The organism is Rhizobium sp. NZLR11, assembly GCF_019685115.1.
Taxonomy (GTDB): Bacteria; Pseudomonadota; Alphaproteobacteria; order Rhizobiales; family Rhizobiaceae; genus Rhizobium.
The window spans coordinates 1-12,949 of sequence record NZ_JABDWD010000003.1; the positions used below are offsets into that span (position 1 = coordinate 1).

Annotated in this window: 15 protein-coding genes; 11 read left to right on the forward strand and 4 right to left on the reverse strand. The window is 61.7% G+C overall.

The features are described from left to right. Together HJB83_RS06270 and msrB are read right to left on the reverse strand one after the other, a co-directional pair. Positions 1-302 (reverse strand): transposase (locus tag HJB83_RS06270; RefSeq protein WP_221131449.1); only part of this gene is annotated, 302 nt, incomplete at its 3' end. Between the two features lie 234 nt (positions 303-536). Then, positions 537-950, reverse strand: coding sequence for a peptide-methionine (R)-S-oxide reductase MsrB (gene msrB / locus HJB83_RS06275; protein ID WP_207583502.1), 414 nt, complete (start codon positions 948-950; stop codon positions 537-539). Positions 951-1,137: 187 nt separating this feature from the next. On the opposite strand from msrB, the gene HJB83_RS06280 reads away from it, so the two are divergent. The 9 genes from HJB83_RS06280 (at position 1,138) to HJB83_RS06320 (ending at position 8,516) form a co-directional block, all read left to right on the forward strand. Beyond that, complete coding sequence (locus HJB83_RS06280; RefSeq protein ID WP_207583503.1) at positions 1,138-1,353, forward strand: hypothetical protein; 216 nt, start codon at positions 1,138-1,140, stop codon at positions 1,351-1,353. A 126-nt stretch (positions 1,354-1,479) separates the two neighbouring features. Further along, complete coding sequence (locus tag HJB83_RS06285; protein ID WP_207583504.1) at positions 1,480-3,843, forward strand: putative monovalent cation/H+ antiporter subunit A; 2,364 nt, start codon at positions 1,480-1,482, stop codon at positions 3,841-3,843. Continuing rightward, positions 3,843-4,283 carry a Na(+)/H(+) antiporter subunit B gene (locus HJB83_RS06290; RefSeq protein ID WP_221115335.1) on the forward strand — a complete coding sequence of 147 codons (441 nt, stop codon included), beginning with the start codon at positions 3,843-3,845 and terminating at the stop codon, positions 4,281-4,283. The genes HJB83_RS06285 and HJB83_RS06290 overlap by 1 nt, the downstream gene beginning before the upstream one ends. Continuing rightward, a complete protein-coding gene (locus HJB83_RS06295) occupies positions 4,283-4,660 on the forward strand; it encodes a Na+/H+ antiporter subunit C (RefSeq protein ID WP_207583506.1) in 378 nt (125 codons plus the stop codon). The genes HJB83_RS06290 and HJB83_RS06295 overlap by 1 nt, the downstream gene beginning before the upstream one ends. Positions 4,661-4,910: 250 nt before the next feature. Then, the gene (locus HJB83_RS06300) at positions 4,911-6,497 is read left to right on the forward strand and encodes a Na+/H+ antiporter subunit D (RefSeq protein WP_221115334.1); all 1,587 of its coding nucleotides are present in this window, start codon (positions 4,911-4,913) and stop codon (positions 6,495-6,497) included. Beyond that, positions 6,494-6,967, forward strand: coding sequence for a Na+/H+ antiporter subunit E (locus HJB83_RS06305; protein ID WP_207583508.1), 474 nt, complete (start codon positions 6,494-6,496; stop codon positions 6,965-6,967). The genes HJB83_RS06300 and HJB83_RS06305 overlap by 4 nt, the downstream gene beginning before the upstream one ends. Further along, a complete protein-coding gene (locus tag HJB83_RS06310; RefSeq protein WP_207583509.1) occupies positions 6,964-7,317 on the forward strand; it encodes a cation:proton antiporter in 354 nt (117 codons plus the stop codon). The genes HJB83_RS06305 and HJB83_RS06310 overlap by 4 nt, the downstream gene beginning before the upstream one ends. Next, the gene (mnhG, locus tag HJB83_RS06315) at positions 7,314-7,646 is read left to right on the forward strand and encodes a monovalent cation/H(+) antiporter subunit G (RefSeq protein ID WP_207583510.1); all 333 of its coding nucleotides are present in this window, start codon (positions 7,314-7,316) and stop codon (positions 7,644-7,646) included. Before HJB83_RS06310 ends, mnhG begins: the two co-directional genes overlap by 4 nt. A 438-nt stretch (positions 7,647-8,084) precedes the next feature. Then, positions 8,085-8,516 carry a MucR family transcriptional regulator gene (locus HJB83_RS06320; protein WP_007626776.1) on the forward strand — a complete coding sequence of 144 codons (432 nt, stop codon included), beginning with the start codon at positions 8,085-8,087 and terminating at the stop codon, positions 8,514-8,516. 204 nt (positions 8,517-8,720) lie between these two features. Here the strand turns inward: HJB83_RS06320 and HJB83_RS06325 are convergent, their stop codons facing one another. Beyond that, positions 8,721-9,143, reverse strand: coding sequence for a SufE family protein (locus HJB83_RS06325; RefSeq protein ID WP_207583511.1), 423 nt, complete (start codon positions 9,141-9,143; stop codon positions 8,721-8,723). Positions 9,144-9,447: 304 nt separating this feature from the next. Continuing rightward, positions 9,448-9,942: a DUF5330 domain-containing protein gene (locus HJB83_RS06330; protein WP_207583512.1), complete on the reverse strand. Its 495-nt coding sequence runs from the start codon at positions 9,940-9,942 to the stop codon at positions 9,448-9,450. Positions 9,943-10,393: 451 nt separating this feature from the next. On the opposite strand from HJB83_RS06330, the gene HJB83_RS06335 reads away from it, so the two are divergent. Further along, the gene (locus tag HJB83_RS06335) at positions 10,394-11,935 is read left to right on the forward strand and encodes a HAMP domain-containing sensor histidine kinase (protein ID WP_207583513.1); all 1,542 of its coding nucleotides are present in this window, start codon (positions 10,394-10,396) and stop codon (positions 11,933-11,935) included. Next, a complete protein-coding gene (locus tag HJB83_RS06340) occupies positions 11,907-12,830 on the forward strand; it encodes a peptidoglycan-binding domain-containing protein (RefSeq protein WP_207583514.1) in 924 nt (307 codons plus the stop codon). Before HJB83_RS06335 ends, HJB83_RS06340 begins: the two co-directional genes overlap by 29 nt. The last annotated feature ends 119 nt before the right edge of the window (positions 12,831-12,949 follow it).

A 12,949-nucleotide genomic window follows, 5' to 3' on the forward strand; every position in this document is an offset into this window, starting at 1 on the left:
TCGATCGGATCGGTCTTGGCCCTGCGGCCGAGCGCGTTGGCAAAGGCGCGCACCTGCGCCGGATTGACAACAACCACCCCAAAACCAGCTGCCGACAGGCTACCCGCCGCTAACATCTCGTAGCCGCTGGTCGCCTCCAGGCCGACGATCGTCGGCCTGGAGGCGACCAGCCCGGTGATTAATTCCTCAAGGCCGGCGTGGTCGTTGCTGACCGCGAAGTGCTCGCCTGAAGGGTGCAGCGCCACGTCCAATCGGTCCTTGGAAACATCGATACCGACAACCACCCCCTCATTCATCTCCATCTGATCCCATCCTTGCCTAAGCGGGCTTTGCTTTCGCAAGCGGCCCCGGCGACTGTTCGGGTTCAATGGAACGGCGGACGGAGACCCAGGCTCCCACGGGCTTGGTGTCCCAAAGGTGCAACGGTCTTCCATCCGCCACCGCAACAGGCAGTACTACGCCAATAGCGGGTAAAGGGAAGTTACAAAGGTGCCGGCAGGCGGATGAGGGGCAAGGCTGGCTTCTGCGCCGAACGCTTACTTCCCAGCCTCGAACACCATGGAATGGCCATTGATGCAGTAGCGCAGGCCGGTCGGCGGCGGGCCGTCGGGAAAGACGTGGCCGAGATGGGCTTCGCAGTTGCCGCAGCGGATTTCGGTGCGCACCATGCCAAAGGCCGTATCGCGATGCTCGGTCACCGCATCCGGCGACACCGCTTCGAAATAGCTCGGCCAGCCGCAGCCGGCATCGAATTTCGTGTCGGAGCGGAAAAGCGGGGCATTACAGCCGACACAGCGGTAAAGTCCTGTCTCGAAGGAATCCCAATAGGGGCCGGTGAAGGCGCGCTCGGTGCCGTGCTGGCGCGTGATGCGGTACTGCTCGGGGGTGAGCTGCTCTTTCCATTCGGCATCGGTCTTATGGATCTTGGCGGTGGTTGCAGTTTCGGACATGCCATGCTCCTTTCGCCGAGGGGCGGTTCCGTTTCGCGAGAAATGTGGTGTGCCGTCGTCAGTTCATCAAGTCTAGAGCGGCGCGCCGTGAGATTGGCCGCATACCGCAATTGGGGGAAGACGCTTGCTTTTACATCCGTTAGGGAGTTTCTGTTAGGGTTAATGTTACGTGCATTGGGGATCACTGGTGTTTGAAGCAGCAATCGTCCTGCTCTACGGCCTCGTAGCCGTGGCCGCCTTGGCGGTCACGCTGTTGGAAGGCTGGGCCAACCATGACGGCTTGACGCTCCATCGTCTCGCCGGGCTTTTCGCCTGCCTGCTTTGGCCGCTAACGCTGCTGATCTTCATCCTGCACGGTTTCGTCGCCCGGCTGCTGACGCGCCGTTCTCGATCGGCGGCCTGATCCATCACCATCGCTGCGCCCCTTCGCCCTCCGATCGAAATTGCTTGAGACGCTCTACCATTTCGCCTAAGTCAGAGGGCAGCCGGTTTTCTCCGGCTTTCGTCTGTTGCTGGTAGAGGAGGAGACATGGCCGATGTCACGGCTCTGACATTTTTGGCCCTGTGTCTGCCGCTCGCCGGCGCTCTTGCCGCCCCCTTCGTCATCCGCATCTTCGGCGCTAACGGCGCCTGGCTCCTGGCGATCGCTCCGTTGCTCGCCTTCCTGCATTTCCTGCGTTTCGTTCCCGAGGTTGCGCGCGGCGAGGTCGTCACCGGCGGCTATTCCTGGGTGCCGAGCTACAATCTCTCCTTCTCCTGGTTCCTCGATGGCCTGTCGCTGGCTTTCGCGCTGCTGATCACCGGCATCGGCACCCTGATCGTGCTATATGCTGGCGGCTATCTCAAGGGACACAAGGATCAAGGCCGCTTCTTCTCCTTCATCTTTCTGTTCATGGGCGCCATGCTTGGCGTCGTCGTTTCCGACAGTTTCCTGATGCTCTTCATCTTCTGGGAACTGACATCGATCACCTCCTTCCTGCTGATCGGCTTCGATCACGAGCGTCAGGCGGCTCGCCGCGCCGCCCTGCAGGCGCTGGTGGTGACCGGCGGGGGAGGGCTCTGCCTGCTGGCCGGCCTGCTGCTGCTCTGGAACATCTCAGGCGTCACGCAGATGTCGCAGCTTATGGGATTTGGCGATGCCGTGCGCGAAAGCCCGCTCTATCTCGCCACTCTCATCCTGGTCCTTGGCGGCGCCTTCACCAAGTCGGCGCAGTTTCCCTTTCATTTCTGGCTGCCGAACGCCATGGAGGCGCCGACGCCGGTGTCTGCCTACCTGCATTCGGCCACCATGGTGAAAGCCGGCGTCTATCTGCTGATGCGGCTCAACCCGGTCATGGGGGCGACGCCGGCCTGGGAAATCCTTCTGCCCTTCTTCGGCGGGCTGACGCTGTTGGTCGGCACCGCGCTTGCCATCCGCCAGACGGACCTGAAGCTCAAGCTCGCCTATACCACCGTCTCTTCGCTTGGCCTGCTCGTCATGCTGATCGGGTTTGGCTCCGAACATGCGGTGGAGGCGGCGGCGCTCTATCTGGTGGCGCATTCGCTGTTCAAGGGCGCGCTCTTCATGGTCGCCGGCATCATCGATCACGAGACCGGCACACGTGATATCACCAGGCTCCGCGGCCTGATGCGGGCGATGCCGCTGACATGGGTAATTGCGCTTGCGGCGGCGTTCTCCATGGCCGGTCTGCCGCCATTCTTCGGCTTCCTCGCCAAGGAGGAGATCTATACGGCCCTGGTCGGCGGCGATGTCCGCGCGCTGACCTTCACCGCAATCACCGTTTTCGGCAACGCGCTGATGTTCGCCGTCGCCTTCGCGGTATCGCTGAAACCCTTTCTCGGCCAACCGGCGGAAACGCCGAACCATCCGCACGAAGCGCCTGTGCTGCTCTGGCTCGGCCCGGCCGTTCTCGCCTCCCTCGGCTTTCTTGGCGCGATCTTTTCAGACTTCACTCACGCCGTCCTGTCCTCTTCCATCGCCGCCGCCATCCGTCAGGACCCTGTAGAGATCGACATTTCGCTGACGCCGCATCTCGGCGGGCCGTTGGCGCTCTCCGCCCTGACCGCGCTGCTTGGTATCGGCGTCTATTGGCAGCTCGATCGCGCCCGCTTTTTGATGGTTGTCTTCCTGCGCGCCGCCGGGAGCGGCCCGGATCACGGTTTCGACCTTGCCATATCCGGCCTTGTTCGCTTCGCCGCCCGCACCATGCGTGTTCTCCAGCCGGGGCGGCTGCAGACCTATGTTGCCTGCACCTTCCTCTCAGTCGCCGCCATCCTCATCATTCCCCCTATCGTCTACGGTGAGCTGCCGCACCCTCCCGCCTGGCCGGCCGATGTCGAGCTTTATGAATGGGCGGTTTTGCTGATTGCCACCTTCGGCCTTGCCGCCGTGCTCGTTGCCCGCGACCGGCTGACGGCGATCGTCTCGCTCGGCATCCAGGGTTTTGCCGTCGCCATCATTTTCCTGCTGTTCGGCGCGCCGGATCTGTCCTTCACCCAGTTCATGGTCGAAACTCTGTCGGTGGTCATTCTCGCCCTGGTCATGACCAGGCTCCGTCTTTTGCCGGCCGACGGGCGCCCGCTCGGTCGCAGGGTCTTCGATGGTGCGCTTGCACTCATTTGCGGCCTCGGCTTCACGCTTCTGCTGCTGCGGGCGACCCAGGTGCCGTTCAACGACGCGCTGACGGTATTCTTCAACGCCTATTCGAAAACGATTGCCCACGGCGCCAATGTCGTCAATGTCATCATCGTCGATTTCCGCGGCACCGACACGCTCGGCGAAATCGCCGTCGTCGCCGTCACCGGCCTAGCCATCCTTGCACTGATCCGCATCCGCGCCGGCACCGAGCGCAAACTTGCGGCCAATGACCCTGCGGTGGAGACAGAGGGCTGATGAACACCCTGATTTTCCGCACGGTTGCTCCGTTCCTCACCGCATTGATGCTGCTATTTTCGGTCTTCGTGCTGCTGCGCGGCCACAACGAGCCGGGCGGCGGCTTCATTGGTGGGCTGATCGCCGCCTCGGGACTGGCGATCTATGGCATTGCCCGCGGGGTTGCCGCCGTTCGCCGCGCGCTGTTTTTCCATCCGCTGTCGCTTGCCGGCTTCGGCCTGCTGCTGTCGACGGTAGCAGGTCTTCTCTCCATTCTCTTCGCCGTTCCCTTCATGACCGGCCTCTGGATCTATCCGAACCTCTTCGGTCTCGAAGTGCCGCTGTCGAGCGTCATGCTCTTCGACATCGGCGTCTATCTCGTCGTGCTCGGCGCCATCACCTCGATCGCCCTGACATTGGAAGAAAAGGAAGTGGCATTGGAAGAAAAGGAGATGGAATGATGGAACCGCTTCTCGCGATCCTCGTCGGCCTGTTCTTCGCCGCAGCCATCTATCTGATGCTATCGAAATTCACGATCAGCATCATGCTCGGCATCGCCATCCTCGGCAATGCCGTCAACCTTCTGCTCTTTACCAGCGGCCGGCTGACGCGTGGGGTGCCGCCGATCATCCCGGCCGGTCTCGACGCCTTGCCTGCCGGCACGGCCAACCCGCTGCCGCAGGCCCTCATCCTGACGGCGATCGTCATCTCCTTCTCCTTCCTCGCCTTCCTGCTGGTGCTGACCTACCGCGCCTATCAGGACCTCGGCACCGACGACACCAGCGAAATGCGCGCCGCCGAGCCCGACGACCGGCCGCTGCCGCCATTGGGGTATTGAGGCGGATGTCGGTGTCGGTGATTACCCCCCTCAGCCCTGCCGGGCATCTCCTCCACAAGGGGGGAGATCGGCTGGGGGCGAAATCTCACCATGGTCAGATGCCTGGGATGGGCGAAGCGGATGGGGGTGCAATTAATATATCGGGAAGCGGGCGCGTCTTGCCGACCTCCCCCCTTTTGGGGGAGGTGCCCGGCAGGGCAGAGGGGGGTGCGCCACGGTACGCCCCCTGCGATGCCGAGGGCCGTACTTGATGGCCGCTCCCACCTCCACCGTCGATCTCGCCGCCGCCCTGATCACCGCCCCGGTTCCCATCGGCCATTGGCTGGTGATCCTGCCGGTCGCCCATTGCATCACGCTGGGTGCTGTTCTGCTCATGCTGCGCAACCATCCCCGCCTGCAGGCATGGCTCGCCATCTCAGGCCTTGCGATGCTGGCACTGATCGATGCGGCGTTGCTCGCCAAGGTTTCGGCCGAAGGGCCGCTCACCATGGTCATGGGCCGCTGGCTGCCGCCCTTCGGCATCGCCTTCACTGTCGATCTCCTTGGTGCGCTGATGGCCTTCACCGCAGCCCTTGTGGCGCTTGCCGCCGGCATCTATGCGCTTGCCGATATCGGCGAAAGTGGCCGGCGGTACGGTTTCTTTCCGCTGCTCATGTTGCTGATGGCCGGTGTCAGCGGCGCCTTTCTCACTGGCGATGTTTTCAATCTCTATGTCTGGTTCGAAGTTCTGCTGATCTCTTCCTTCGGCCTGATCATCCTTGGCTCCGAACGTCAACAGATCGACGGTGCGCTGAAATATGCGGTGCTGAACCTCATCGCCACGACGCTGTTCCTGATTGGCGTCGGCATCCTCTATGCTGCCTTCGGTACGCTCAACATGGCCGATATCGCGGCAAGGGCGAAGGATTTGCGCGGTACCGCGCCGCTGATGACCCTGGCCAGCCTCTTCCTGCTCGCCTTCGGCATGAAGGCGGCAGCCTTCCCGGTTAATTTCTGGCTGCCCGCCGCCTACCATACGCCGCGTATCGTGGTCTCCGCGCTGTTTGCCGGCCTACTCACCAAGGTCGGGATCTACGCACTGATCCGGGTGATGGTCATGCTGCTGCCGGTAGAGCGACAGGAATTGAGCCTGGTGATCGCGCTTGCCGCCGCCGCGACCATTGTCGTCGGCGCTCTCGGCGCCCTTGCCGAAAACGATATCCGCAGGCTGTTCGGCTATGTCGTCATCTCGGGCATCGGCAACATGCTCGCCGGCGTCGCCCTTGGTGGCCCCGGCGGCGGCCCAGGCGGTGGCCCAGGCGGTGGCATTGACGGCGTCAGCGGCGCGGTCTTCTATGCGCTCCATTCCATGGTTCTGATGACGGCGCTTTATCTGGCTGCCGGCGAGATCGCTCGGCGTGGCGGTGGCTTTTTACTGTCCGAGCTCGGCGGGCTCTATCGGCAGAGCGGCGCCTTCGCCGCGCTCTCCCTCGTTCTCTTCCTTGCCGCCTGCGGCCTACCGCCTTTTTCCGGCTTCTGGCCGAAGGTCATTCTCGTCAAGGCCTCGCTCGATCTCGGTGACTGGTGGCTGGCGGCCGTAATCCTCGTCGGCGGTTTTCTAACGACGATCGCCTTCGGCCGCCTCTTCCTGCTCGCCTATTGGCGCCCGGCGCCGGTAGAACTGATGCCGTCCGAGGCCAGATGGCGCACCGGCCTGCCACTGGCGGCATTAACGGCGCTCACCATCGGCTTCGGCATCCTGCCGGAACAGCTGCTGGCGCTGTCGCAATCGGCCGCTGCCGGTCTTGCCGATCCAGCGGCCTATCTCCATTCGGTCTTCCCCGGAGACGCGCGGTGATCGCCTTTCTCTTCAACCTGCTGCTTGCCATTGCCTGGGTCGCCGTTACCGGTAGCGGCTCGCTGCACAATCTCGTCTTCGGCTTCCTGCTTGGCGCCCTGGCGCTGGCCGTCATCCGCGAACCTTTCGGCGGCACGGGATATCTGCGCCGCGCTCGTCTGGTGCTCTCGCTCGCCGCTCTGTTCCTGAAGGAATTGTCGTTGTCGGCTTGGAAAGTCACGCTCACCATCCTCTCGCCTGATATGAAGCTGAAGCCGGGCATCTTCGCCTTCCCTCTGACGGTGACGAGTGATTTCGAGATCACTTTGCTCGCAAACCTCATCACCCTGACACCCGGCACGCTTTCGGTCGATGTCTCCACCGATCGCCGCACGCTCTATGTCCACGCGCTCGATTGCTCCGATCCCGAGACAACCAGGCGGGATATCGCCAATGGTTTCGAACGCAAGATCATGGAGGCTTTCCGGTGATCACACCTGCCGCCATTATCGCGGTCGCATCCTCGGCTGCCCTTGTCATCCTCGGCCTGGCGTCGATTCTGACGGTCTGGCGCGTCGTTGCCGGCCCGACATTGCCGGATCGCATCCTCGCCCTCGATATGCTGACGGGCATCGCTATCGGTTTCATCGCCGTCATCGCGATCAAAACAGGCTTTTCGCTCTATATCGATATCGCCATCTCGCTCGGCCTCGTCGGCTTCCTGGCGACGGTCGCCTTCGCCCGATTCGTGCTGTCGCGCGGCAACATCAAATCGCCGGCATCTGCCTCTCCGGTAAAGACCGGCGCGAAAGGGCGTCATGCGGGAGGAAAGAAGCGATGATCGATTATATTCTGGCGGCCATTGTCGCTCTGCTGCTGATCGCCGGTGCGTTTTTTGCTCTTTCGGCGGCGATCGGCCTGGTCAGGCTGCCCGATCTCTATACCCGCATGCACGCGGCCTCGAAGGTGGGTACCGTCGGCGCCGGGCTGCTGCTCCTTGCCGCCGGTCTCTATTCGCAGGACCTGGCGATTCTCGTCCGCGCCATTGCCGGCTTCGTCTTCCTGTTGCTGACGGCGCCGGTCTCTGCCCATCTGTTGGCCAGAGCCGCCCACCTCTCGGGATATGAGCTCGGGGCTGTTTCGGTCCGCGACGATATGCACAAGCGCTGAGCCTATGCTGTGTGCTGCTTTACCAGATTTATGCAAAACTTATGCACAGGAACCTGTGAGTAAATCTTGCCCGTGGGTGCCTTAATTCTTCATCTGTCATTTTTTCTCAAGAAAAACGACAAATAATAATTGGCCTTTTGGCCAAACGATGCTATTTGAAAATGCAAGTAGAGTTCTGATTGTGAGTTACAATCGTACTGCTTCCAAGTCCCTCAGTTTTGATTTTTTATGTCTAAACTGCGGCCATCGCCTGGGGCATGACGTAGTGGTTTGCAGTCAGGCAGTATAAGAACAGGTCTCGCTCTTCGGAATCTAGGGGTGGATTTCGCGTTTTTCGAAACAGAAGGTCGGTCATGTGCTTTTGCTGTTCGCTTCTACGAGGCGGGTCTTTGACGTAACAGTCAAAGGCCGTTTGAGCATGCTAACAGGAGAAAAAATATGACGGAAATGGCGACCGGCAATGCGCCGGAGCTGCTTGTGGAACTGACGGCCGACATCGTCGCGGCTTATGTCAGCAACCATGTTGTCCCGGTCAGCGACTTGGCAAATCTGATTTCCGACGTGCATTCGGCACTGAGCAACACGTCCGTACCGCAGCCTGCTGCGGCCATCGTCGAAAAACAGAAGCCTGCAGTCTCTGTCCGCAAGTCCGTACAGGACGAGCAGATCACGTGTCTGGAATGCGGCGGCAACTTCAAGTCCCTCAAGCGTCACCTGATGACGCATCACAGCCTCTCGCCGGAAGACTACCGCGAGAAGTGGGACCTGCCGACCGACTACCCGATGGTAGCGCCCGCTTATGCCGAAGCGCGTTCGCGCCTGGCAAAGGAGATGGGCCTGGGTCAGCGCCGCAAGCGCGGCCGCGGCTGAGCTTTTTCGAAAGCCACCAACGACAAAAGCCGGGTCTTGTGCCCGGCTTTTCTGTATGCGCTCGAGGCGGGGGCGCTGCTCTATGCTTCGCTGGCGGCCGCAGACTGTATTCCTGTACTATCAGCAAGTGTTAATATACTGATCCGCTGAGCCGGCGCTGTGCGAATCGCTTGGCCCGGGATCTGGCAAAGCCCGTCAAACACTTCAAGCCGCGGCGCGAATCGTTGCTTCTTCCCGGATCCTGTTGACCATCGACCGCAGTCCGTTCGAGCGCTGTGACGACAGGTTCTCCACCAGACCGATCTTCGAGAAAATCTCGAAGGCATCGAGCCCGGCGATCTCGGATGCCGTCTTGCCGGAATAGGTGGCGAGCACGATGGCGACGAGGCCGCGCACGATATGGGCGTCCGAATCACCCTCGAAGCTCATCACCGGGTTGTCGGGATCGCCTGTCGTATGCGTCACCAGCCACACCTGGCTGGCGCAGCCCATTACCTTGTTTTCGGACGTACGCTTCTCCTCGGCCAGGTCGGGCAGCGCCTTGCCGAGTTCGATGACATAGCGGTAACGGTCTTCCCAATCGTCCAGGAAGGCGAAGTCGTCGATGATCTGGTCGAGGGATGCCATGGAGAAGCCTTTCACGATTCAAGCAATTCCAACAAAGCTGCGCAGCGGTTCGGGTCCGGAATGCGTCAGGAAATGCTCTAGATGTGCATATAGGTGAAAGATCGGCGGATTTGAACCGTTAAAGCAATTCCGGGAAAAGTGCGAAGCGGTTTTTCGTCCGGAATTGCGTACACAAAGATAAAAAGAAACGCCGCGAGGGATGGGCATCCTCACGGCGCAGCAACATGCTGAATTAAACAGGGCAGGCACGTCAGGCATGGGGCATTTCCGCGTCATGCGGACTACCGATGCAAGTTCAGAAAAATCAGATCGCCGGCTTCGGCGTGGGTAGCGGGATCGCGCCGGTGACAACGGTCTCGGCAGAGGCGTCATCCTCGACCGGCGGCCGGTAAGGCATCGGCTGGTTCAGCGCGGCCTTTGCCTCACGCAGCTTTTCCTGGATTGCAGGTGCGGCCAGCGAAGGCATGTTGAGCGCCACCGGCACCTGCGGTTCGGCGCGCTTTGCGGTCGCCGGCGCCTCGTCCTTTAACTGGCTGTCGAGAAGTTCGTAGGCGACGCGAGCGCCTTCACGGGCCCGGTAGCCGAGCGCCGTGGCGGTTTCGGCGCCCTTGGCGCAGACCTCGGGCTTTTCCGAGCACATGCCTGTGAGATAGTCATAGGCGCCGCTTGCCGCCGTAAACGCGTCGGAAAGCTGCAATTGCGGGCCGTTGGCGAGCTTGTCGGAACTCTCCGTGCTGAAGACGGAAAGAAGCACGAGCACAAGGCCAAACCAGAAGGATCCTTTGATCAGAAACCACATTGTCGTTGCCCATCCTGTTTTCCCGTCCGGTTCTTGTCGCCGAATCAGGCCGGTTGTCCGGTGTGTTTTCACCCTACCGCCAAGTTGCGAACGCCGCTTTTCGAAACTCACGGGCATTTGCGGCAAATTTAGTTCAAATTTTAGCGAACGGTATTTGACGGACATTTTAGTCGAATGCGAGCGATCGCCGTTAAGCATCAGGGCAGCACCTGCTTGCAATTGCAGGGCTTTTGCCGGCTCGCCTTGCCACAGGAGTTAATGCAATGCTGAAATATGAGGAAAATCCGTCGCTTACCTGCTATTAACCACAAAAGGCAAAGAGCCTTCCAGATGCTTCAAAACGGGAATTTCGGGGGTTTCGGGCTGTGAACAGCGCTTTTGCCTTAGCCTTTCTTTAAGTCGCCAAGGCCTATTGTCCGGATCGATAGACAGCCTTTCGGGCGGGTATTGCGTGCGTGTATTGAGTAACATTGGCGGCTGGGTGACGGCCCTCGTAGACCGGGCGGCGACAAGCTGGCTCTCCCGGACGGGCGGCGGCGAAGCCGTGCGCCAACGCGAGCTCGCGATCCTGCGCCGCCTCGTGCTGTTCTCATCGGCCGCTCTTATTGCCGCTCCTGTCGGCCTCTCGGCGGTCACCAGTCCGGCCGTCGCCTTGCCGGCAGGTGTCGCCATGGTCTGCGCTGCCTTTCTCTTTTCTGCCGTCGGCAGCATCGCGCTCGCCCGTCAGGGCTCATCCGCCGGTATCGCGACGCAATCGGCCGAGGATTTCTTCCTTGCCGCCACCCCCGGCCTCGTCTTCTTCCTCGACCCGCATGGCAGCGTGGCGACTGTCGGCGGCCGTGACCGGCGCGATTTTCTCGCCTGGATGCGCGATCCCAAGGGCAGGGGTTTCCTGGAACAGGTGCATGTCTCCGACCGCATCCTTTTCCTGCAGGCGCTCGATGGCCTGCGCCGGGGCGAGGATGCTCAATGCGTCGATCTGCGCATCGACCGCCCCTCGGTCGCGCGTGATCAACGCCAGTTCGCTTATCTCAGAATGGACATGACGGCCCGGCGCGACGCCGATGGCGAACTTGCCGCTGTCATTGCCCAGTTGCACGATGTCTCCGTCGAACAGCAGCTGCGTGCCGAGGCTCAAAACCGCGTCGCCGATGCCGAATCGGCAAACGACGCCAAATCGCGCTTCCTCGCCGCCGTCAGCCACGAGCTGCGCACGCCGCTGAACGCTATTCTCGGTTTTTCCGACATCCTGATCGGAGAATATTTCGGCAAGTTCGAAAACGATCGCCAGCGCGAATATGTCGGCCTTGTGCGCGAATCCGGCGCGCACCTCTTGTCCGTCGTCAACACCATGCTCGACATGAGCAAGATCGAAGCCGGCCGTTACGAGCTGATCCTCGATGCCTTCGATATATCAAGCTCGGTCAAATCCTGCGAATCGATGCTGGCATTGCAGGCCAAGACCAAGGGCCTGACGCTGACCAGCCGTATCCAGCGCGGTCTCGGCGAGATCGTCGCCGATCAGCGCGCCATCCAGCAGATCCTGATCAATCTCGTCGGCAATGCCATCAAGTTCACCGAGGCAGGCGGCGTCGTCTCGGTCGATGCGGCGGCGCGCGACGGCATCCTCAAGCTAACGGTCAGCGATACCGGCATCGGTATTGCGGCCGACAAGCTGGCATTGCTCGGCCAGCCCTTCGTCCAGATCCAGAACGACTATACCCGCCGCTTCGAAGGCACCGGCCTTGGTCTTTCCCTGGTCAAGGGGCTGGTGGCGCTGCATGGCGGGCATTTCGCCATCGCCAGCCAGCCCGGCGAAGGCACGATCATCACCATCGAGATCGCGGTGGACGGCTCGGGCGCCGTGTGCGCCGAAGACGCCGGTCATGGCGCGACTGTCGAGTTCCCGCCGCGGCTGAAGGGCGCGGTCCATACAGGTGCAGAACTGGGGGAGGGGCGTTTCGATGGCCGCGCGCAAGCGAAAATCGCCTAAGGGAAAAAGGGGACGGCAGCAGCCGGGCCTCCTGATGTCAGGTGCCGCCGCCCTGGGCGGTCTCAGCCTGCAGGGCGCATCCGTGCTCGGCGGCGTCATCGGCCGCAATCCTTCGGTTGCCGGCGGCACGATCACCTTCGTCGTCATCTTCTCCTTCGTCGCCGCCAACGCGCTCTGGTATCAGCCGGGCCTGCATCCGCATCCGATTTTCCGCACCCGCGATCCGCAGTCTCCAAATGTGCTCGGCGCCCGCCGCCCAGCCGAGGAGCAGCAGGGCGACGTCACCACCTTCCGGATCGAACGGCCGGAGGATACCGCGACCACCACCAACGCAACGCCGGCGCCTGCCGCGCCCGGCCAGCAGCCGAACCAACTTGTCATGGACATCCAACAGCAGCTGGTGCGCCGTGGCCTCTATAACGGCATACCCGACGGCGTCATCGGCCCCCGCACCAGTGCGGCCATCCTGTTCTTCGAGGAAACCGTCGGCATGGTCCAGACCGGCGATCCGACACCCGGGGTACTGGCGGCGCTGAAGACCGATGCCGCCGGCCCATCGACCGTGCCCGCGGAAAAGCCGCCCGAGGATGTGAGCTCGAAGGCGGCGGCGGAAGACCCGGTGGCAGCGGCGATCCGCAGCGCCGAGAAGACCGTCAGAACCGCTTCGTCATCCGCAAAGCAGGTTCCATCAAGCGAAATCACCAATGTCGACCTGGTGCTGAAGATCCAGAAGGGTCTTTCCAACATGGCCTATGCCAATGTCGGCGTCGACGGCGTCGCCGGCGAGCAGACCCGCGCGGCCATCCGCCATTTCCAGAAGCACTACAACCTGCTCGAAGATGGCGAGCCAAACCAGGCGGTTCTGAAAAAACTCAAGGAAATCGGCGCGATTTAAACTCGAAACCGCCCTTACCATGACCGGAAACTCTCGCAGCCTCAGGGGCCTGGCGATGTTGTCTGGAACACCGCCAATTGCGGCGATCGCCGCATTGCCGCCGTCCGCGCCCCGGTCTA

What these genes read in the sequence shown, in the direction of transcription:
- HJB83_RS06320 (WP_007626776.1), top strand. Translation starts at nt 8,085, where the DNA reads ATGACGGAAATGGCGACCGGCAATGCGCCGGAGCTGCTTGTGGAACTG.
- msrB (WP_207583502.1), bottom strand. Translation starts at nt 950, where the DNA reads ATGTCCGAAACTGCAACCACCGCCAAGATCCATAAGACCGATGCCGAA.
- HJB83_RS06285 (WP_207583504.1), top strand. Translation starts at nt 1,480, where the DNA reads ATGGCCGATGTCACGGCTCTGACATTTTTGGCCCTGTGTCTGCCGCTC.
- HJB83_RS06290 (WP_221115335.1), top strand. Translation starts at nt 3,843, where the DNA reads ATGAACACCCTGATTTTCCGCACGGTTGCTCCGTTCCTCACCGCATTG.
- mnhG (WP_207583510.1), top strand. Translation starts at nt 7,314, where the DNA reads ATGATCGATTATATTCTGGCGGCCATTGTCGCTCTGCTGCTGATCGCC.
- HJB83_RS06330 (WP_207583512.1), bottom strand. Translation starts at nt 9,942, where the DNA reads ATGTGGTTTCTGATCAAAGGATCCTTCTGGTTTGGCCTTGTGCTCGTG.
- HJB83_RS06340 (WP_207583514.1), top strand. Translation starts at nt 11,907, where the DNA reads ATGGCCGCGCGCAAGCGAAAATCGCCTAAGGGAAAAAGGGGACGGCAG.
- HJB83_RS06325 (WP_207583511.1), bottom strand. Translation starts at nt 9,143, where the DNA reads ATGGCATCCCTCGACCAGATCATCGACGACTTCGCCTTCCTGGACGAT.
- HJB83_RS06300 (WP_221115334.1), top strand. Translation starts at nt 4,911, where the DNA reads ATGGCCGCTCCCACCTCCACCGTCGATCTCGCCGCCGCCCTGATCACC.
- HJB83_RS06295 (WP_207583506.1), top strand. Translation starts at nt 4,283, where the DNA reads ATGGAACCGCTTCTCGCGATCCTCGTCGGCCTGTTCTTCGCCGCAGCC.